This is a genomic window from Bacteroidota bacterium (genome assembly GCA_016194975.1).
Lineage (GTDB): Bacteria > Bacteroidota > Bacteroidia > Palsa-965 > Palsa-965.
In genome coordinates, this window is the sequence record JACQAM010000007.1 from 187,136 (window position 1) to 210,332 (window position 23,197).

14 protein-coding genes are annotated in these 23,197 nt (G+C 44.2%); 11 read left to right on the forward strand and 3 right to left on the reverse strand.

The window, feature by feature from the left end:
* Positions 1–55 precede the first annotated feature (55 nt).
* Positions 56–3,052: an excinuclease ABC subunit UvrA gene (gene uvrA / locus HY064_05455; protein MBI3510088.1), complete on the forward strand. Its 2,997-nt coding sequence runs from the start codon at positions 56–58 to the stop codon at positions 3,050–3,052.
* Between the two features lie 34 nt (positions 3,053–3,086).
* On the opposite strand, the gene HY064_05460 is transcribed toward uvrA, so the two are convergent.
* Positions 3,087–4,565: a glycosyltransferase family 39 protein gene (locus HY064_05460; protein MBI3510089.1), complete on the reverse strand. Its 1,479-nt coding sequence runs from the start codon at positions 4,563–4,565 to the stop codon at positions 3,087–3,089.
* 283 nt (positions 4,566–4,848) lie between these two features.
* On the opposite strand from HY064_05460, the gene HY064_05465 reads away from it, so the two are divergent.
* Entirely contained in the window at positions 4,849–5,799 is a 951-nt protein-coding gene (locus HY064_05465) for a hypothetical protein (protein ID MBI3510090.1), read from the forward strand.
* Positions 5,800–5,932: 133 nt separating this feature from the next.
* Here HY064_05465 and HY064_05470 read toward each other — a convergent pair whose 3' ends face one another.
* Together HY064_05470 and truA are read right to left on the reverse strand one after the other, a co-directional pair.
* On the reverse strand, positions 5,933–7,714 hold the full coding sequence (locus tag HY064_05470) for an ABC transporter ATP-binding protein (protein ID MBI3510091.1): 1,782 nt from the start codon (positions 7,712–7,714) through the stop codon (positions 5,933–5,935).
* Complete coding sequence (gene truA, locus HY064_05475; GenBank protein MBI3510092.1) at positions 7,711–8,529, reverse strand: tRNA pseudouridine(38-40) synthase TruA; 819 nt, start codon at positions 8,527–8,529, stop codon at positions 7,711–7,713. The genes HY064_05470 and truA overlap by 4 nt, the downstream gene beginning before the upstream one ends.
* A gap of 690 nt (positions 8,530–9,219) precedes the next feature.
* On the opposite strand from truA, the gene HY064_05480 reads away from it, so the two are divergent.
* From HY064_05480 to HY064_05520, 9 genes are all read left to right on the forward strand, one after another.
* A complete protein-coding gene (locus tag HY064_05480) occupies positions 9,220–10,209 on the forward strand; it encodes a MoxR family ATPase (GenBank protein MBI3510093.1) in 990 nt (329 codons plus the stop codon).
* Positions 10,210–10,237: 28 nt separating this feature from the next.
* The gene (locus HY064_05485; protein MBI3510094.1) at positions 10,238–11,116 is read left to right on the forward strand and encodes a DUF58 domain-containing protein; all 879 of its coding nucleotides are present in this window, start codon (positions 10,238–10,240) and stop codon (positions 11,114–11,116) included.
* A gap of 3 nt (positions 11,117–11,119) precedes the next feature.
* Positions 11,120–12,085, forward strand: a complete 966-nt coding sequence (locus HY064_05490) for a hypothetical protein (GenBank protein MBI3510095.1) — start codon at positions 11,120–11,122, stop codon at positions 12,083–12,085.
* Positions 12,082–13,095, forward strand: a complete 1,014-nt coding sequence (locus HY064_05495) for a VWA domain-containing protein (protein MBI3510096.1) — start codon at positions 12,082–12,084, stop codon at positions 13,093–13,095. Before HY064_05490 ends, HY064_05495 begins: the two co-directional genes overlap by 4 nt.
* A complete protein-coding gene (locus HY064_05500; protein MBI3510097.1) occupies positions 13,092–14,096 on the forward strand; it encodes a VWA domain-containing protein in 1,005 nt (334 codons plus the stop codon). Before HY064_05495 ends, HY064_05500 begins: the two co-directional genes overlap by 4 nt.
* Positions 14,097–14,106: 10 nt before the next feature.
* Positions 14,107–14,910, forward strand: a complete 804-nt coding sequence (locus HY064_05505) for a tetratricopeptide repeat protein (GenBank protein MBI3510098.1) — start codon at positions 14,107–14,109, stop codon at positions 14,908–14,910.
* Between the two features lie 65 nt (positions 14,911–14,975).
* The gene (locus HY064_05510) at positions 14,976–16,652 is read left to right on the forward strand and encodes a protein BatD (GenBank protein MBI3510099.1); all 1,677 of its coding nucleotides are present in this window, start codon (positions 14,976–14,978) and stop codon (positions 16,650–16,652) included.
* An 86-nt stretch (positions 16,653–16,738) separates the two neighbouring features.
* A complete protein-coding gene (locus HY064_05515) occupies positions 16,739–19,147 on the forward strand; it encodes a gliding motility-associated C-terminal domain-containing protein (protein MBI3510100.1) in 2,409 nt (802 codons plus the stop codon).
* 172 nt (positions 19,148–19,319) lie between these two features.
* Positions 19,320–23,120: a gliding motility-associated C-terminal domain-containing protein gene (locus HY064_05520; GenBank protein MBI3510101.1), complete on the forward strand. Its 3,801-nt coding sequence runs from the start codon at positions 19,320–19,322 to the stop codon at positions 23,118–23,120.
* Positions 23,121–23,197 lie beyond the last annotated feature (77 nt).

The window sequence follows — 23,197 nt, forward strand, 5'->3', positions numbered from 1 at the left end:
CAAATGCTATGCCGTAATTTTGCCGCCTTCTAAAAAGGGGTTATTCCCGGGAATGATGGCCGAAACAACGGAACTATACGATCCAAAGAAATTCATTGTCATTAAAGGAGCGAGGATGCACAATCTCAAAAATGTGGATCTCGCCATTCCGCGCAATCGTTTTGTAGTCATTACCGGGCTTTCCGGATCAGGAAAATCTTCGCTTGCTTTCGATACACTTTTTGCAGAAGGACAACGCCGCTATGTGGAAAGTCTTTCTTCCTACGCGCGACAGTTTCTCGGGAAAATTGAAAAACCGCAAGTCGATTATATCAAGGGAATTTCTCCCGCTGTTGCCATCGAGCAGAAAGTGAATACCAGAAATCCGCGTTCTACAGTAGGAACTTCCACTGAGATTTATGATTATCTCAAATTACTTTTCGCAAGGATCGGAAAAACATTTTCTCCTGTTTCCGGTGAATTGGTAAAAAGACATACGGTTTCCAATGTGGTTGATGCGGTAATGAATTTCCCTTCCGGGACAAAAATTTTCCTGCTCGCTCCTGTACATCAGAACAGAGAAAAAACGCTCAAAGAACAAGTCGGGCTTTTATTACAGCAGGGTTTCACCAGAATTTTGTACGATGGAGAAATGGTTCGGTTGAATGAGATTAATGTTTCTAAACTCTCACCGAAAAAAGAGATCATGATCGTCATTGATCGTTTTGCTGTTAATGCTAATGATGAAGAACTTTCATCGAGAATAGCCGATTCCGTTCAGACTGCATTTTTTGAAGGAGAAGGGGATTGCGTGGTGGAAATTATTCCGGAAGAAGTAGAAGCGGACTATAAAAAAAACACATCAGCAGAAAGCGGCAGCAATCAGCGGAAGTCCGGAGAAACTGGTAAGACCAAGAAGAAAACCACGGGCCAACAACCAACCGCCAACCGCCAACTTTTTTCAAATCGATTCGAAGCAGATGGAATTTTATTCGAAGAACCGAACGTTCATTTTTTCAGTTTCAATAATGCAGTGGGCGCATGCAAAACGTGTGAAGGATTCGGAAGTGTGATCGGCATTGATCCTGACCTTGTTGTTCCGAATAAAAATCTTTCTGTTTTTGAAGAAGCGATCGCGTGCTGGAAAGGCGAAAAGATGGGCGAATGGAAAGAAAAATTATTGATGAATGCTTATAAGTTCAATTTCCCAATTCACAAACCTTATTGCGATTTATCGACAGCGCAGAAAGAATTATTGTGGACCGGGAATAAATATTTCGACGGGCTGAATTCTTTTTTTCTTTTTCTTGAAGAGCAGAGTTATAAAATTCAATACCGCGTTATGCTTTCCCGCTATCGTGGAAAAACAACCTGTCCCGATTGCAATGGAACGCGGTTGAGAAAAGATGCGAACTATGTGAAAGTAGCCGGCAAATCGATCAGCGATATTGTGCTCATGCAGGTGAAAGATGCGCTGCAATTTTTTCTCTCTGTAAAACTCCCGGAGTACGAAACAAAAGTTGCGAAGCGTCTTCTCACGGAGATCACGAATCGTTTGCGTTTTCTCACTGATGTTGGCCTGGGTTACCTGAGTTTGAATCGCCTCTCCTCTACTCTTTCGGGTGGTGAATCGCAACGCATTAATCTTGCAACTTCACTCGGAAGTTCGCTGGTGGGATCGATGTATATTCTCGATGAGCCGAGCATTGGCCTTCACCCGCGCGACACCGGGCGACTGATACGCGTGTTGCACGCGCTGCGCGACATTGGCAATACAGTGATCGTTGTTGAACACGATGAGGAGATCATGCGTTCTTCGGATGCGATGGTAGACATGGGCCCGATGGCAGGAACACTCGGTGGCCATGTTGTTTTCTCCGGTACACACAATGATCTTTTAAAAGCGGAAAGTTTAACAGCTAAATACCTTACGAAAAGAGAAAACATTCCTGTTCCTTCTTCAAGAAGAAAATGGAAATATTTCATGGAGATCACCGGCGCCACAGAAAATAATCTGAAAAATCTCAACGTGAAATTTCCGCTCGATGTGATGACGGTCATTACCGGTGTAAGCGGTTCGGGAAAATCCACATTGGTGAAACGAATCCTTTACCCGGCGCTGCAAAAATCTTTCGGTGGATTCGGCGGAGAACAAACAGGGCAACATGCAGCGCTTAAAGGAGATTATCATCACATAGCAGCCGTGGAATTCATTGACCAGAACCCGATCGGAAAATCGTCACGTTCAAACCCGGTTACGTATGTGAAAGCGTACGATGAGATACGCGCGCTATACGCAGATCAGGCGCTTGCGAAATTGCGCGGGTACAAGCCCTCTCATTTTTCTTTCAATGTGGATGGAGGCCGTTGTGAGATCTGCGAAGGAGAAGGAGAAGTAATTGTGGAAATGCAGTTCATGGCCGATGTGCATTTGCAATGCGAAGCGTGCCATGGAAAAAGATTTAAAGACGAAACGCTGGAAATTCTTTACAACGAAAAAAATATTTACGACATCCTGGAAATGACGATCGATGATGCGGTCATTTTTTTCAATGATGCCCGCCCGCCCGCCCGTGCCGCCCGCCCGGACGAGCCATTCGGACGGGGTACGGACGGGGATGACACGGTCGGACGGGGAACAAAGCCAGGAGAAAAAATTGTTTCGAAACTGAAACCGCTGCAGGATACAGGCCTTGGTTATGTACACCTCGGTCAATCGTCAAGTACACTCAGCGGCGGAGAAGCGCAACGGATCAAACTTGCTTCCTTTCTCGGAATGGGACAACATCAGCCGCCTACACTTTTTATTTTCGATGAACCAACGACCGGTTTACATTTTCATGACATAAAAAAACTTCTTGATGCTTTCAGTGCACTCATCGAACAAGGGCATTCCATAATCATCATTGAACATAATCTTGAAGTAATAAAATGTGCTGACTGGATCATTGATCTGGGTCCCGAAGGCGGTGATGAAGGCGGACAAGTGATGTTTGAGGGAACACCCGAAGAAATGGTGAAGAGTAAAAGTTCGCTGACGGGAAAATACCTGAAGGAGAAATTGGAAATTTAATAATGCGTGCCGGGAAAAAATGAGTGAATTCTTTTCACTTCACCGGCCTGCAAACAGAAAGTTTTGCTTTCTCCGTTTCAAATTTCTCCAGCTCACTCATCGGAACATTCTTCTTCACTGAATCGGAAAGCGGTGTGGTTTCCAGGTTGGAAAAAATACACAGCTCGGTAGTTTCGTCGAAATGAGAAGTAACATTCGGAAATCTTTCTTTTCCGTCGAGGTAACCCGATAATGTATCACCGAGCGCATATTCCATCAGGTAGTTGGTGAAAATAATTTTGTTCCTGAATTTTTTATCAATGCAATAGTCCACGCACTTTTTGTAGGCAACAACAGCATTTTCATATCCAAGATTCACATCGCTGTTCGTCCTCTCCGTCGCATCATAATAAATGAACGTGGAAACTAAACCGGCAACTGCTGTCCACTTCAGAATTCTTTTTGATAATGCAGCATCCATAAAATAAGCACAGGGAATGATCAGTGCGACGACACCAACCATCATGTACCTGTCGAGATAAAAATTCAACGAGCTGAACGAGAAAAAAATAACAAGAAATAATCCGAAGAAAGAAAGAATTTTATTCTGCAAAATACTTTGCACCGCGATCCTGTTTTTCATTCTCCGGATAACAGCGAAAATACTGCAGGCAATTCCCCCGAAGAAAAGAACATTTCGTCCATAATAAATACAGGTGAATAAAAAAGCGCCCCTGAATTTTCTTGCAAAATCAGCCCATTTGAATGAAATATAATTCATGTGTTCCGGGAAGAAGAACCATCCGTACATTTTTTTCTGAATGATAAAGTGAACAGACGCAATAAAAACCGGGACGATAATGAGAAGATACTTCCTGAAATTTCTGAATGGTTTTGACCAGCGGGGAAATTTTTCTACCTCTCCCCTATTTACGAACCAATCGAAAAGCAGTTCATTCAGAAACAAGGTGAGCAGAGCAACCAATCCTGTTTCTTTGGTGAATAACATGAACGTGGCAAAGATTACATATCCTGTTTTTTTTTCGGAATAAAAAGCGAGAATGGAAAGGATGATCCACAGTGCAAGCATCACCTCGGGCAACACGGCACAGGACTGCGCGAGAAAAATGCTCTGGAATAAAAGAATCGTCGACGCAAAGAAAGCAACACGGGCTGAAAAAAATGTTCTGCATAATTTATATACGGCCAGCACAAGAAGAACAGAAATAAAAAGAGAAAACAGATGGCTCGCGAAAATGGTGTTGCCAAATATTTTCAGCCACACTGAAGTGAGGAAATAAAACAACAACGGATGTCCACGGGAAACATCTACAGGTAATGCACCAGGTAAAATTCCAGGGCCTGATGCGCACATCAACCGGCTGCCGTGTCCGTAGACCCACGACTCATCCCAATAATAAGGAAGATGCAGATCGGGAATTTTAAAAATGATGAATCCTGCAATAAGAAAAAGCAACGATAGAAAATACGTATCGCTGAAAAAACGGGAAAAAATGCTCTTCCTACTTTTCACAACTCCAGATTCGGCAGATTAATTGTGAAAATTACTGAAATAACTTCAACGGCTTTTTTCATTGGCACAGAAACATGGCCAGCAATGAAATAATTTCTTAAAAGAAAATCAAAAAGAAATTTTATTGCACTGCAGTTTTTATCCTAACCCCGATGTGCACACCTGCTCCGTCAGTGTGCGCAGCGGGACCGGCGGGAATTTGACGCTGCGCAGTTGCGTTCCAAAACATTCGCATAGAAAAAACCAATACGGATTTACGCGAAAACATCTTTAGTTTTACGTCATGGCTTCCTCCCTTAAAACAAAGAATAATGACGATCTCGGTTTCGGTACGAAAGGCGCCGACCGCAGCATGAAGAAAGACGGTTCGTTCAATCTCGAACGCGTGGGTGAACCGAAATTCAAGAACTATGAAATTTATCATACGCTGATCACTATGTCGTGGCCGAAATTCATCCTGCTGATCACGATCGGTTACCTGGCCACGAATTTAATTTTTGCAACCGTTTATTTTTTTCTCGGGATGGGAGAACTGAAAGGTGTGGAGGCAGTGGATTCAACTCATCAATTCTTCGAAGCATTTTTTTTCAGTTCACAAACACTGACCACGCTCGGTTACGGACGCGTTTCTCCAATAGGAATTTCAGCGAGCACGGTTGCTGCGATCGAATCGATGATGGGGTTGCTGAGTTTCGCGCTCGCAACAGGATTGCTTTACGGAAGATTCTCGCGCCCGCAGGCGAAACTGCTTTACAGTGAAAATGCGATCATCGCTCCTTACCGCGACATGACCGGGCTGATGTTCCGTCTCGTGAATATGCGAAGGAACCAATTGATAGAAGTGGAAATGGAAGTGACGCTTGCCTGGTTTGAAAAAAATAATCCGATCCGCCAGTTTACACGTTTACCACTTGAGCGGAATAAAATAAATCTTTTCCCGACGAGCTGGACGATCGTTCATCCTATTGATGAGAACAGTCCGTTCCTCGGAAAAAATCTGGAAGAGATTATGGAAACCAAAGCGGAACTCATTGTATTGCTTAAAGCTTTCGACGATACATTTTCGCAAACTGTTTATTCGAGAACTTCTTATCGTGCTGAAGAATTCCGTTACGGAAAAAAATTCCTCCCGATGTTCACGATCCTCGAGAGCGGAAAAACAAGAATGGATCTGCGGCTGATAAATGCGATGGAGAATATTCAAATTCCTGCAGGGAAAATTGTAAGTAACTGAGGGGATTACGCGGGAGGATTACAGATTTTTACGGAATACAGATTACAGATTAACGGATGTTCCGGATACAATTCTTATAGGTAAAATCAGTTTACATCCGTAATCTGTATTCCGTAAAAATCTGTAATCCACCCTACACCAGTTCTTCTTTGAATTGCAGTTCAAATAATCTGCGGTACTGGCCTTCTTTCTTCAGCAGTTCATCGTGCGTTCCCGATTCAATTATTTTTCCGTGATCGAGTACAATGATAGTGTCGGCTTTGCGGATGGTGGCGAGGCGATGTGCAATGACCACGGAAGTTCTTCCTTCCGTGAGCACCTTTGTCGCTTTCTGAATGAGAATTTCCGATTCTGTATCGATGGAAGAAGTGGCTTCATCCAACACAAGAATCCCCGGATCGTACACGTAGGCGCGTATGAACGCGATGAGTTGGCGCTGTCCTACTGAAAGTGTTGCGCCTCTTTCTTTCACATCATAATCATATTCGCCCGGGAGGCGGGAAATAAAATCGTGCGCGCCCACCGCTTTCGCCGCAGCGATCACTTTTTCTCTCGTGATGGACGGATCGTGCAGCGTGATGTTATTGTAGATGGTATCGGAAAAAAGAAAAACATCCTGCAGCACCACACCGATGTTCGAACGAAGATCGTGCAGTTCGTAGTCGCGGACATTTTTCCCGTCGAGCATTATTTCCCCTTTATTGTATTCGTAAAAACGATTGAGCAGGTTGATGATGGAACTTTTTCCTGAACCCGTTGCACCGACGAGCGCAAACATTTGCCCCGCTTTCACCTCGAAAGAAATTCCGTTGAGCACAAAATCTTTTTCATTGTAAGCGAACCACACTTCCCGGAAAGAAATATCTCCTTTTATTTTCAGCAATGCTGTTTTTCCATTATCGTCAATAGCATCTTTCGTGTCCATCACTTTGAAAACGCGTTCCGAAGCCACCATTCCCATTTGCAAAGTATTGATGCGATCAGCAAGCATGCGGATCGGGCGGAAAAACTGGTTAATAAGAATTACAAAAAGCGTAACGTCGCCGGGTTCTGCAAATCCGTCAAAGATTTCTTTCCCCGCATACCATACGAGCAATCCGAGAGAAACAGAAACAAGAATTTCCACCACCGGAAAAAATATGGAGTAGTAAAGAACCGAGCGCACATTCGCATCGCGGTGTTTGCGGTTTATTTTTTCAAAACGGCCCATCTCCACTTTCTCGCGGTTAAAAACCTGTACCACGCGCATGCCCGTGATGTGCTCCTGCACGAATGTATTGAGAGCGGCCACTGCATTGCGCACTTCAATGAAAGAAGCTTTCACTGCATTCTTAAACCACCACGTGGCAATGAACATAACAGGAACTGTGGAAAGAACGATGAGTGTAATTTTCCAGTTCACAAAAAACATGGCGCCCATGTAAACGAAAATTGTGAGCAGGTCGCCGGCAATGACAATGAATCCCTGTGAAAAAACATCGTTGATGGATTCGATATCGGAAACTGTTCTTGTCACCAGCATTCCTATTGGCGTTTGATCAAAATATCTTGAACGGAAATGGAGAATTTTATTGTGAAGCTGAACGCGCATATCTTTCACGATGCGCTGTCCGAGTAATGAAGTGCTGTAGGAATTAATGAACTGGAAAACAGATTCGATGATGAGCATGCCGATCATGAGCGCACAGAAAATAATAAGCTGGTGATGAAGTTCATTTTTTTCTGCAACTGCATTCCCCGTATGCACGAACGTGTTCATCGTGTAACGGATGAGCATGGGCCGCACAATAGACAAAAATGAAAGCGTGATGGTGAGACTGATCGCGAGATATAAAAGTCCGCGGTAAGGGCGCGTGTATCCGAGAATACGCTTCAGTAATTTCCAGTCTATCGCTTTTCCGGATACGGCACTCATGATCTGTTTTCTGTTTTCTGTTTTCTGTTTTCCGCCTTCTGCATTTTTTCCGGCTCCAATCCGAATTCCAAAGGATATTTCACATCCGTAAGAAAAAGTCCTCCAGGCGGAACCGACATCGATGCTTCCGAACGGTCTCCGCTTTCAATTATTTTTTTGAATTCACCGGCAGAAATTTTTCCGCGCCCCATATCCGTGAGCGTGCCCGCGATGGCGCGCACCATGTTGCGCAGGAAACGGTTTGCAGAAATAAAATAGACTATTCCTGTTTCTGTTTTTTCCCATTCGGAAAATGTCACTTTACAGAACGTCGTTTTATTGTCGCTTCCTGTTTTACTGAATGCGGAAAAATCATCATACCCCATAATTATTTTTGCTCCTTCATTCATTTTTTCAAAGTTGAGTTCTTCATGCAGTTCCCAGGAGAAATTGGCTCCGAACGGATCTTTCACTTGCGAAATATGATATTCATAACTTCTCGATGTGGCGGCGAATCGCGCGTGCGCGTTATCAGGCATTCTGAAAATTTTTTGAATGGCAATTCCGGGAGGAAGCATTTTGTTGAGCCGGAAAATTATTTTTTCATCGTTCTCTATTCCTTCCTGCGCACAATCGAAATGAGCAAAATATTTTTTCGCGTGCACACCGGAGTCCGTACGCCCGCACCCGACGACAACAGTTTTTTCTCTCAGCAGCAAACTCATTTTTTCCTGCAGTGTTTCCTGGATGGTGGGAACGCCGGGCTGGAATTGCCATCCGCAGAAACCGGTTCCATTGTAGGAAAGCTGAATGAAGTAGCGGAAATATTTTTGCATGAACGCGGCCATAAATTGCGGGACAAAGTTACGGTTTACACAGAAACATGTAGTTACAGTGAATTGCTATTTTCTATTGGGTAATAAGCCTATTCAGGAGGGCAACCCCTGTTCTTCAAATTTCCTGTGCTCCCGCTGCGGCACATCCCGATCGCGATCGGGAAGGTGCCACATCGGGCCTATACTAAATTTCTTCAGCTCGTTAAATGACCGGTCACCCATGGCAAAAATAATATTACAACTATTAGAGGTTATCCTCAACAATCTATACTCATCAAAGCTAAAATGAAAACATTTTATTAAAACTTTTTCTTGTCTTCGTCAAATAAATATTTTCAAGTAAATAATATTCAATTACGATTATTTCCAACAAAAGAATTTCTACTGTTAAAAAAAACAAGGCAGCAACTCTGACTAGTTTCATTCGCATTTCATTTTCTCTATAAGCTATTTCAGATAAAAGCAACACAGTACTCAACGATTTCATTTCAAAACCCTTTCTCCATCATCCATCTTCCAAAAATATTATTGCAACAAAAAATTTAATTCTTAAACATTTCGTCACTTCGAAGCAAATCCCAATAGCAAATGACCATTTACCAATAACCATTAACATTATTTTACAACAAGCCACCTTCCTTTACATAGCATACCACTAACTTTGACTCACTGCCAATCTCACACCAATTTATGACAACAGATATTCAGGCGCTGAACGATCGCATTGCGAAAGAATCAGCTTTCGTTCCGAAGATCCATGCAGAACTCGATCACGTGATCGTGGGACAAAAAACAATGATCGAGCGTTTGCTCATTGCGCTGCTCTCGAACGGCCACATTCTCCTCGAGGGAGTTCCAGGCCTTGCAAAAACACTTGCAGTGAAATCACTTGCGTCTACCATTCACGCCGACTTCAGCCGCATCCAGTTCACACCCGATCTTCTTCCGGCCGATCTCATTGGTACAATGATCTACAGCCAGAAGCAGGAATCGTTCACGGTGCGCAAAGGCCCTATCTTCTCCAACTTCGTTCTTGCTGACGAAATCAATCGCGCTCCGGCAAAAGTGCAGAGTGCGTTACTCGAAGCGATGCAGGAAAGACAAGTGACCATCGGTGATAACACGTTCAAACTTCCTTCTCCGTTTTTGGTTCTTGCGACGATGAATCCCATTGAGCAGGAAGGAACTTATCCACTTCCCGAAGCGCAGGTGGATCGTTTCATGCTCAAGTGCGTGATCAAATATCCTACGCGTGAAGAAGAGCAACGCATCATTCGCCAGCAACTTGCAGTGAACCGTACCGAACCGAAACCTATTCTTACACCGGAAGAAATTATTCGTGCCCGCGATGTAGTGGCCGACGTTTATCTCGATGAGAAAATTGAAAAATACATTGTGGATATTGTTTTTGCCACGCGTGTTCCCTCTGAATATCGTTTATCGAAACTTGCGCCGCTTATTTCATTCGGCGGATCTCCACGCGCGTCCATCTCGCTCGCACAGGCGGCGAAAGCGTACGCATTCCTGCAGCAGCGTGCGTTCGTGATCCCGGACGATATACGCGCAGTGGCGTACGACGTATTGCGCCACCGCATCGGGCTCACTTACGAAGCGGAAGCAGAAAACATCACGAGTGAAACAGTGATACGCGATGTACTTGCCGTAGTACAGGTTCCCTGATTTTTTTCGCCCCGAATCAATTTCTCCAATGGAAACCGATGAACTTCTAAAGAAAGTCAGGCAGATCGAACTGAAAGCGCGCGGACTCACCAACCAGGTTTTTTCCGGTGAATATCACAGCGCTTTCAAAGGAAGAGGAATGACTTTTTCTGAAGTGCGCGAATACCAGCAGGGCGACGAAGTGCGGACGATAGACTGGAACGTTACTGCGCGATTCAATCATCCTTATGTAAAAGTTTACGAAGAAGAACGCGAACTTACAGTGATGATTCTTGTGGATGTGAGTTACTCCGGAGATTTCGGAACGCATGCACAACTGAAACGGGATCTTGTTACTGAGCTGAGCGCCGTACTTTCTTTTTCTGCAATTCACAACAATGATAAAGCCGGCGTACTTTTTTTCAGCGACATCGTGGAGAATTTTATTCCGCCGAAAAAAGGAAGGCCGCACATCCTGCGCATCATTCACGAATCGTTGTTGCACAAACCTTCGGGGAAAGGAACGAACATCAGCGCCGCACTCGAATATGTAACGAATGCGATCAAGAACCGCTGCATTGTTTTTATCATTTCTGATTTCATGGCGGGCAGTTATGAAGATGCACTTCGTATTGCGAATCGTCGTCATGATGTGGTTGCACTCCGTATTTACGACCGGCGTGAACTTGAAATGCCCGACATCGGTTTGGTGCAACTCATCGACAGTGAGAGCGGCGATTTGATGTGGGTAGACACTTCGAATCCAATAGTTCGCCAGAATTATGCGCGTGCTGCACGATCACATCGATTGTGGCTCGATGATCTTTTCAGAAAAACAGGAATTGATTCAGTACATATTGCAACCGGTGCTCATTACATGAGCATACTCTCCTCTTTATTCCGGCGGAGAGAAAAACGTGTCCGATAAAAAATGTTCCGTCATTCACACGTATTCCTATTTTTTCTTTCGCTGATCACGGCGAATGTTTTCGCGCAGGACAAAGGTGCGATCGCCAAATTGCAGAAAGACCAGATGAAGATCGGCCAGCAGATTGAGTTGAAGTTAAGTGTGCATTACCGCGAAGGATCGGTGAAATCGAAAGTGATATGGCCGGAGTTGAAAGATACGATCATGAAAAATATTGAGATCGTAAAAGCAGATACACTTTCCACCAAACTCATCGATCGCGCTTCGGTTCTGTATGAGCAGGCAAAAAAACTCACGATCACTTCTTTTGATTCCGGCATGTATCGCATTCCTCCGTTCATTTTCATTGTGGATAATGATACCGTCCGGACGGATACTTTATTTCTTTACGTCGCAACAATTCCGGTTGACACCACGAAACCGATCATGGACATCAAGGGGATCATTGACGTTCCTGCAGAAAAAATAATTCCAACAAATCCCTGGCCGATCGTTCTTTATATTTCACTTGCAACTCTTGTTGTGATCACAGGAATCATTCTGCTGATCGTTGCGCTGAGAAAGAAAAAGAAACAGGTTCCGATTGCGCAGATTCCGATGCACAACCTCTTGCCGCATGAACGCATCCTCGAGGAACTGGCTGAACTTGGCCGGAAAAAATTATGGAGAAGTGCAGGAATGAAAATGTATCACATTGCACTTACCGACATTCTTCGTCAATGGATCGTGGAGCGTTACGGAATAAATGCGAAAGAAATGACTACGGGAGAGATCCTGCGTGCGCTCAATGGAAAAAGAGCGGAAGTGCATTCGATGAAAATTATTGAAGGAATTCTCCGCAATGCCGATATGGTAAAATTCGCGAAGGTCATTCCAACTGAAATGGATTGCGAGAATAACCTGCAGTCGGCGATCGAATATGTGCAGATGACTATTTATGTTCCACCACCAGAACCGATGATGCCATGATAGACTGGTGGGACTCCCTGATTTTTGCCGATAAATGGGCGCTGTGGTTTTTACTTGCAGTTCCCGTTCTTGCCGTAGCTGTTTTTTTATTGGCGGGAAAAGGAAAACCAGTTCTTCGTCTCTCTTCGTTCCGTTATCTGCAGGGCGCTCCCTCTCCACCGATCGTGAAATGGAGAACCTTACTTTATATTCTTCGTCTCGGCGCGATCGTTCTTCTGATCATGGCATTCGCAAGGCCGCAATCAAAATCAGAATTCAAACGTTCACACGGAGAAGGGATCGACATCATGCTCGCCATTGACGTTTCCCCGAGTATGAACGCGATCGATATTTCGCCAACGAGAATGATCGCTGCAAAAACGCAGGCCGAAAGATTCATTGATGCGCGTCCCGACGACAGGATCGGTGTGGTTATTTTCAGTGCAGAAACTTTTACACTCTGCCCGCTCACTTCCGATCATGAAGCGCTGAAGACGATGATCGAAACAATGGATCCGGCTACACTCGAAATGGGAACTGCTATAGGAATGGGACTTGCGAAATGTGTGGAGCGGCTGAAAGATTCGAAAGCAAAAAGCAAAGTGATCATTTTACTTACCGATGGAGAAAACAATGCAGGCATTATTGCGCCGCTCGATGCAGGAAAACTTGCGAAGACTTATAACATTCGTGTTTACACGATCGGCCTTGGCGCCAACAGCGGAAAAGTTCTTGCACCGGTTACGCAAAATCCCGACGGAACATTTGTTCAGCAATACCAGGATGTGGACATTGATGAAGCAACGCTGATGAACATTGCGAAGAATACCGGTGGAAAATATTTCCGCGCCGGCGATTCCGGTAAACTGGAAGAGATCTACAATGAGATTAACCGGATGGAAAAAAGTGAATTTGAAAAGAATGACAATGAGCAGCGGCAGGAAGAATTTCTTCCGTTCGTGAATATTGCAATTCTTCTTCTCTTCGTGGAATTTATTTTACGTTACACTTTATTCGACAGCATCACATGACACTCGACAGTCCATGGTTTCTTTTATTGCTGTTGCTGGCTGTTCCCTGTTGGTTACTGTGGAAGCGATCTGTTTCGCTCAGGAAAGAACGTTTGCAGAAATATGCAGAGAGTGCTTTCACCGGAAAATTATTACTCGGTGAAAATCTGGTGTTGCGCCTCTGGCATTTCATTCTTCTTTTCGCCTCGGTTATTTTTCTTGTTGCCGCAGTTGCCGGGCCCCAGCTTGCAGGCGGAAAACAAAAAGTAAAAAACACCGGCATCGATATTGTTCTCGTTGTTGATATTTCGAACAGCATGCTTGCACGCGATCTTCAGCCGAGCCGGCTTGAGCGTGCGAAACTCGGTTTACTGCAATTCATTCCAAAAACAGGAGAAGACCGTTTAGGTATAGTTGTTTTTGCAGGACAGGCGTATTCACAACTTCCGCTCACCTCCGATCATTCCGCTGCAGAAATGGTAGTGAATTCACTTTCGCCGGATATTATTTCCATGCAGGGAACTTCCATTGGCGCGGCCATTGACCGTGCAACAAGTTCATTTATCAAAGATGATTCAAAAAGAGGAAAGGCGATCATTCTTATTTCTGACGGAGAAAACCATGAAGATGATGCGGTGGAAGAATCGAAGCGCGCTGCTGAACAGGGGATCATTGTGAATTGTATCGGTATCGGATCTACAACCGGTGCGAAGATCCCGTTGTATGATGACCAGGGAAATTTTACAGGAAATAAACTCGATGAGAATGGCAATGAGGTGACCACGCGAATGGACGAATCACTTTTACAGGATGTGGCTTCTTCGGGAAAAGGGATTTATTTGCGCGCAACATCGGCCGACATTGGTTTTCAAACTATTTACAATAAACTCCAGGGATTGAATAAAACAACAAAGGAAACGTGGCGTTATTCTGTATTCACGCCGCTCTTCCAGATCTTTCTCATTCTTGCGATCATTTCACTCATCGCGGAAACTTTTCTTCCCGAAGGACAACGAAACTGAAAAACTGAACATGAAAAATATTTTCACCATCATCGCGATCCTTTTCTGCATTTCAGTTGATGCACAGAAGGACACCACGCATTACAAAGATCCGTACAAGAATACGCGAGCCGGAAATGCCGATTATAATAAGAAAGATTACAAAAGTGCCCAACAGCATTATGCAGAAGCCGTGAAGAAAGACAGTTTAAAAAATGTTGCGAGTTATAACCTGGGCAATGCGTATTACCAGCAGAAAAAATATGATGCGGCATCGCAGGCGTACGCGAATGCGATCACGGGCAACAACGCAGACACGAATGCGCGTGCGTGGCACAATCTTGGAAATTCAATGCTCGAACAGAAAAAATATGAAGAGAGCATCAACGCTTACAAACAGGCGCTGAAAATTCATCCGGATGATGATCAGACGAGATACAATCTTGCTTATGCTCAATCGATGCTGAAAAAACAGCAGCAGCAGCAACAACAACAACAACAGAACAACAATGGAAATTCGCAGGACAAGAACAATAAGAAGAACCAGAACAATTCCAATAATTCAAACAATAAGAATCAGAAAAATAATCAGAATCAGCAACAGAATCAGCAACAGAGTCAGCAACAGAATCAGAATAAAAATAATCAGAGTCCTCAGCAGCCGAATAAAAGCCAGGATCAGCAGCAGAACCAGGATAATTCAAAACTCAGTGATGACCAGGCCCAGCGCATGCTCGACGCAATGAAAGATGAAGAGCGAAAGACGCGGAATAATATGAATAATAAAATGCGGGCGCGGAATTCGAAACACCGTTCGCTTGATAAAGACTGGTGAGAACGAACTGGAAAATATTTTCTCTTTTACGGACAGTACTTTTTCTTTTATTGTCCGGCAATACTGTGTCTGCGCAATTGCAGATCAGTTGCAATAAGGATACCATCACACTCGGGGAAAACGCGGTCATCACCCTCTCTGGTCAGGTGCAGGATGCAACTGATTTTGCCACACTACCTGAATCGGATGGTTTTGCGATCGTCAGTACTTCCAATAATTATTCTTATGCCGGAGGAAGCGGCAAAGTAAATCTGAGCCAGACCTTCGAGATTCAGCCATCGCGCACAGGAACTTTCACCATCGGCCCGGCTTATGTTCAGTCAGGAACACAACGCATTTTTTCGAACTCACTTACGCTTACAGTTTCCACGACCGGCACGGTGAAGATCACGCGCGATACAAAAGTTTTTCTCCGTTGCGAACCAGATAAGAGAACCGTGAAGGTGGGAGAACAGATCGGACTCACGATCCGCATTTATGGAATACCGGGAACAACGTACTACAGTTCCGATCGGCCCATTGCACAATCCTTTGTTGGATTTTATTATAACAACGCTCCGTATCCCATCGATTTTTCTTATCCTGATACAACAATTATAGTTAACGGAGTGACTTACGTTGGAAAAGTGATCTATCGTGAATTTGTATTTGCCAACAGTACAGGAAAAATCCCACTTCCTATCTATACATTTCCGTGTACTGTAAAAACGGTTGCTTTCCCTACGGGAGATGAAATTGTGGATGATCTTAATTCAACAGAAACTACAGTTGAGCTTCAATCGCAACCTGTTTCAGTTAATTCAGTAAAAGTTCCTGATGAGGGAAAGCCAGCCGGTTTTTCCGGTGACGTCGGAGAATTCACGTTGAAGGCTTCATTGGATAAAAACACGGTGAAAGCGGATGAACCGGTAACACTCACCGTCATCGTAAGCGGAAGCGGGAACGTAAATCTTGTACAGCTTCCGAAACTGAATTGCCCTTCGGATTTCGACGTTTTTCCAGCGGATGCGTATGATACACTGACGACCACTTCTGCCGGAGTTTCCGGATTCAAAAAATTCACGTTCAATTTTATTCCGCATAAGGCAGGCGATTTTCACCTGGAACCGGTTTCATTTTCTTACTGGGATCCGGCCGATCAAAAGTACCACACTGTTCAATCTTCTTCTTTCGATCTTCACGTTGATGCGGCTGCTCAGGGCAATGCTGCTTTAAAAAGTAACCTGCCGGATTCCTTTCCCGGTGAACACGAGAGCACTTCTTATTTTGAAACTGCGCTCTGGATCATTATTCCCATGGTGATCGTTATTCTGACAGTGTTGCTCATTTATTTGCAGAAGAAAAAAAAACAGGGGGAACTTTTGAGAAAAGAAAAAATTGCAAGTGGGAAATCGGCAGAACCTCCGATTCCCGTTTATACCGGTCCATTACCTGTCGATCATATGCAAAGTGCAGATCAATATCTTTCATACGGAAATCCGCAGCGGTGTATCATCGAATTGTACGAAGCCGTTCTTCTGGGAGTTTGTCTGCGATGTGAATTGCAGAGGGAAGAATCTTCTCCTTCAAATATTCGTTATCGTCTCGGTTTGAAAAAATTCCAACCCGAAATGTGTGAGCGCACGATCGTCCTTATTAATGATCTTTCGCTTAAGCGTTACTCCCGGAGATTAATTCCTTCTGCCGAACTGCGTGACATTATTATGAACTGCCAGAAAATTCTTCTGGAATTGGGTTTTTAGTCGATATTATCGTCTATTTTGTCGATGAATTTATATGATTTGTCGTGATTACCTATTTTTTTTTATCTTTGCCCCGGCAAACGATGATGAAAAAACTACTCCTGATCCCGGTTTCGGTTGTTACTGTTGCGCTTTCCCTTAGTGCACAGAGCGGATCAACTCCCCAAAATGGACATAATCCAGCGGTAACAAATTCAGTGAATACATTGAGTGTGGGCAATCCGAATTCGCCACAGAACGGAAACGCAACACTCGGCCCCACTTTTTCAATGTCGGCGTGTGGTTTGAATTATACTAAAGCCACGGTCAAGATCGGTCAGCGATTTTCTCCACCGGGTGTTATTCAACCTGCAACTTTTACTATTGCCGGAATTCCAGCGACAGCAAATATTCAGAAAGCATTTATCTGGTGCGACGCTTCAGGCAATGGAATTGCGATCACGATCAACGTTACAAATCCGTCGGCATCATCTGCTGCTTTTCCAATGACGATGATTGGGCAGGATCAGGATAAATGCTGGGGATATGTAGGAACTTTTTCTTATCGCGCCGACATTACTTCCATTACAAATGGAAATGGAAATTATACGATCAGTGGTTTTCCTACCGGAAATCCGAATGATGTTGATGGTGCAACAATGGTTGTGATCTGGAGTGATCCGACTGCAACGTTCCAGGGTGATATTAATATATGGGATGGAGCTGTTGTGATCAATGGTGGAACCACCACACAAACTATGACAGGATTTACTGCATGTACAGGAACAGTGAGTAATGCGCGCGCATTCATGTTCGTTGGTGATCTGCAGGGCCTCGGTTCTCAGCTTACTTTAAATGGAGTTTTCCCGATCACAACTGTTGAAGATTGGTGGAATGATATTGATGTTGCAACTACAGTTACTCCCGGGCAGTCGTCTGCGGTTTTCGGAAATAATTCTTCCGGCGATTGTTATAATTTTTGTGTGATGGGATTGTATTTTCAATCAAATTGTCAAACGTGTTGCGCCAATCCTTTTACTCTTACAATGGCACAAACACCAAGCAGTTGTTCTGCAAGTAACGGAACCGCAAGTGCAACACCGGTTGGAGGATCAGGAACTTTTACTTATTCGTGGAATACCACACCGGTTCAAACCACGCAAACTGCAACAGCGTTGCCGCCCGGACAATACATTTGCACAGCAACGGATAGTCTTGGCTGCACAACAGTTGATACGGTTGTAGTATTGGGCACTGGATCTTTGCCAATGAATACTACTTCGGTCAATGTTATTTGTAATGGAGGGAATAATGGTTCTGCTTCGGTAACTCCAACAGGGGGAACCGCGCCATTCACTTACACTTGGACACCTAACGTGAGCATCACCGGCACTGCGTCAAATCTTACTGCGGGAATTTATGTTGTGGATGTCACTGATAATTTCGGTTGTCAGAATTCATTCACATTCAATATTACAGAGCCCGCACTTGTGCCTATCACTGCGACTATCGCCGGAACTTCCCCGATCTGTATTGGACAATCAACTACTTTATCGGTAAGTGCAGTGGGTGGTGCGCCACCTTATTCCTGGCTGTGGTTGAATAATAATTCAAACAACGTATCCATTACTGTTTCTCCAACGGTAACTACAACCTATACTGTAGTCGCAACGGATGTCTGCAATACACCTGCTGATACAACAACATTTACAGTGACCGTCAATCCACTTCCTGTAATCACTTTCAGTGGCGATGTATTGAGCGGATGCGCTCCGCATTGTGTGAACTTCACGGGTTCATCAAATCCTTCAAGCGCAAATTGCATCTGGAATTTCGGAGATAACACTTCTGCTTCAGGATGCAATACTTCACATTGTTATATAATTCCAGGTACATATCCGGTGACGCTTCATGTTGATGATGTGAACGGATGTACAGATTCTCTTACGATCAACAATTATATCACGGCAGATCCGACACCGGTTGCCGGGGTCAATATCCTTTCTTCGCAACCTGCTACAATTGATGAAGCAACGATCTCCTTCGAGGATTTAGAAATTGGCGGTGATACATGCTATTGGGATTTTGGTGATGGGAACACCGTGACTTCAATTGGTTGTTCCGATGTTGCGCATACTTATCCCGATACAGGAATTTATCAGGTCACTGAAATTGTGGTCAACCAATTCGGTTGTGCAGATACAATTACAATGGATGTTGTCATTGTTCCGTATACTACGATTTATGTTCCGAATTCTTTTACACCGAATGGAGATGGAAAGAATGATGAGTTTAAATCTTATGGTGAATATGTGGATGATTTTCACATGATGATATTTGATCGCTGGGGAAATTTACTTTTCGAAACATATGATCAGAATAAAGGATGGAATGGTCACGTAAAAGATGGCCCCACACTTTGCCAGATCGATACCTATGTTTGGGTGATCACTTATTCGGATGCGTATCTTGGATTCAAGCATAAATTGATTGGTCACGTGAATTTAATTCATTGACATTTTTGAATTCTTTAATAAGCGGCTACTATCATAAAGGCCGCTTTTTTTATGTTTTTTATCCTCGATTTTGGGCTAATGCCAACTTCATTTGGAATAACCATTTATTTGAAGTAAATTGCCATTGGCAAATACCTAATAAACACACCATTTTCTAAAAAACGGAAACAAGATGATCAAACATCTACGCTTTCTCGTAACGTTCGCGATTGTTTTCTTTTTCTCTTTTGCGTTCGCCCAAACTAATATTTCCGGTTCAGGATGTCTTGGAATTCCAGGTGCCTGCGGATATCATTCCACTAATTCTTCGAATGTATCGCGCTCGGGCCCGAATCAAACTCCCCAAAACGGTAACGGTACGCTCGGAAATATTTATAACAATACCGCATGTGGATTAAATTATTCATCCGCATCTCAAAGACTTGGAAAACGATTTTCTCCTGCGGGAATAAATCAGCCTGCGCCATTTGTTATCAGTGGAATTCCTTCCTGTGCAATTATTCTCAAAGCCTATTTGTGGGCGGAAGGATCAGGAAACGGCGCAGCACAAACTGCAAATATCAACGGCCCTTGTGGTGTGGCAGGTTATCCAATGGCAGTAGTAGGTTCTGGTCCCGATAAATGCTGGGGCTATAGCGGATCTTATACCTATCGCGCTGATGTAACTCCTTCCGTTTGTGGAAATGGAACATATAACATCAGTGGAATCCTCACAAACCCGCCAACTCCTGGAAATGATATGGACGGCGCAACACTGCTCGTTGTGTGGAGAGATCCAACGCAATTGTATTCCGGAACATTAATAATTGACGATGGAGCTATCGTCATCAATGGCGGAAGTACAACTTATAATATGAATTACCCTGCAGTCTGCGGCGCTACAACGAATGCGGTAGCCTTTTGCGGATTGGGTGATATTCAAATGGCGGTGTCTTCTCTTGATTTGAATTTCACAGCTGATCCTATCGTATGGAACTGGTGGAATTTTGAACAAGTGAATACAACAGTTGCTGCCGGGCAAACCACTTCTCCTTTCTTTATCAGTACACCTAGTGATTGTTATAATCTGTGCATTGCAGGGTTGTATTATCGCACAACCTGTACTGTTTGCACTCCAAGTTCTTCTATCACATTAACCACCTCTACAACTCCCGCTTCCTGTTCTGCATGCAATGGAAGTGCAACCGTAAGTGTTACTCCGGCCGGTCCATATACTTATTTATGGTCGCCATCGGGGCAAACAACTTCCACTGCTACTAATTTATGTGCCGGGACTTACACCGTTACTGTTACGGCCGCCTGCGGAACCGGCACCGCTGTTGTCACTGTTCCAACTTCAGGTGGTGGAATAACTGTGACCAATACCGGGCAGACTAATGTCTCGTGCAATGGACAATGTAATGGATCTGCAACGGTTACTCCGTCCGGAGGAACTCTTCCGTACACTTATGCATGGATGCCTTCAGGAGGAACTAATCCGACTGCTCCGAATTTATGTGCAGGAAATTATACTTGTACTGTTACGGATGCAGCGGGTTGTACTGGAACACAATCTTTCGCTATAACGCAACCTCCGCTTCTCACTGCAACAAGTTCATTTGTAGGTGCCACTTGTGGTAATTCGAATGGCAGTGCAACTGTTACTCCTGCTGGCGGAACTCCGGGTTATGGATATTCGTGGTCTCCGATCGCTGGATCGACTCCAACATTACCCAATATTCCTCAGGGCACTTACACCTGTGTGATCACGGATGCACTCGGATGTACTACAACTGTTACTGTTACTGTACCGAACGCCAGTGGACCTGCAGCAACTCTTGCTTCATTCACCAATGTGTCGTGTTTCAATGCCTGCGATGGAACAGCCAACGTAACTGTTGCTGGTGGAGCTCCGCCAATCACATATAACTGGTTGCCCTCAGGCGGAAATTCTGCGAATGCAACTGGATTATGTCCGGGTACTTATACCTGCACAACAACAGATGCCAACTCCTGCACTTCAACTGCAACAGTTACAATAACTCAACCAACAGCACTTGCTGTTACTGCAGCTCAGGCAAACGTCACTTGTTTTGGCGCTTGCAATGGATCCGCAACTGTAACTGTTACAGGTGGAACCGCACCCTACACATACAACTGGCTGCCATCGGGAGGAACGGGGCCGAGCGCACCTGCTTTGTGCGCAGGCACGTACACCTGTACCGCAACAGATGCCAATGGTTGTGTTATAACACAACAGGTAACTATTACCGAGCCACCCATACTTACTTTGACTTCTGCTGGCTTTAATGTTTCCTGCTTTGGAGTTTGTGACGGACAGGTTGTGGTGATCCCGGCCGGCGGAACTTCTCCTTATTCTTTCTCATGGAATACGGGATGTACTGCTGCAAGTTGTTCAAACGTTTGTGCCGGAACTTATAATGTAACTGTAACTGACCTCAATGGATGTACTGCTACTTCAACTGCAACAGTGACAGAACCCCCGGCAATCATTATCACCACATCGGAGATCGATGCACATTGCGGCCAATCTGACGGATCTGCAACAGCAACTTTCTCCGGTGGAACAGGAGGACTTACACCGGTTTGGTATAATCCACAGCAAGCTACGGGTTCTACTTATTCCAATATTCCTCCGGGCAATTATTTCGTTGTAGTTACTGATGCAAATGGTTGCGATGACACTGCTCAGGCAACTGTGAATAATATTCCGGGAGTGATTGCTTCACTTGGGCAGGTGAGTAATGTGTCTTGCTTTGGTGGCAATAATGGTTCCATTACTGTGCTGGATAACGGGGTAAATACCCCTTATAGTTATTCATGGAGTTGTTCGCCAAGTACAACAAATACTGCACCTAATTTGTCCGCCGGAAATTGTACTGTTACGCTAACTGATGCAACGGGATGTACTTCTTCCGTAACTGCAACTGTAACTCAGCCGACTCAATTAACATTAACAGTGACTGCGAATCCACCATCTGTTTGCAATGGTCAACCTGTTTCACTTTCTGCAACAGCCGGAGGTGGAACTCCGGGATATCAATATGTATGGATGCCAGGAATATTACCTGGACAGAATCAGAATATCGTTCCCGTTGCAACCCAAACTTACAGCGTTTACATTACGGATGTGAATAATTGTGTGGACAGCGCAAATGTTCTTGTAACGGTTAATCCGATTCCTGTCGCTGGACTCAGCGGTGATTCGCTACAGGGATGTGTTCCTCTTTGCGTGAATTTCTCAGACCTTTCAACACTTGCTAGCGGAACGATCAATCAATGGTCATGGAATTTCGGTGACGCCAATACTTCAACACAACAGAACCCAACTCATTGTTACATTACCGCCGGAGTTTATACAATTACGCTTACTGTTTCATCGACCAGCGGTTGTGCGAATACAATTACGATGACGAATTATGTAAATGTATTCACGAATCCAATTGCTGATTTCTCAGCAAGTCCACAACCAACGACGGAACTTGATGCTACAATTTATTTTACGGATCAATCAATAAATGCAACTACCTGGTCTTGGAGTTTCGGCGATACAACAAATGCAAGTTCGCTTTTGCAGAACCCTAGTTACACTTACGGAGGTTCTGGTTGTTATCCGGTTGTACTTTCTGTAAGTACACCCAACGGTTGCGTAGATACAACCATGCATGTCGTTTGTATAGATCCTGATGTAACAATCTATGTGCCGAATGCATTCACCCCGAATGCAGATGGAATAAATGATATTTTCTTTGCACAGGGAATCGGACTTGATCCGGAAAAATTCCAAATGTGGGTATTCGACCGTTGGGGAAATCTCATATTTACATCTACTGATATTAATAAAGGATGGAACGGATGTGTGCAAGGTCACTCGGATATTTGCCAGGAAGATGTGTATGTCTGGAAAATAAAAGCGGTGGATGTTCTCGGCAAAAAGCATAGCCTGATAGGGCACGTTTCCCTAATTCGATGATAAAAACTATTTACCGGAAGGCCGTTTTCACTTAGGAAACGGCCTTTTTTATTGTTTTTGAACAATTGTTGGTATCA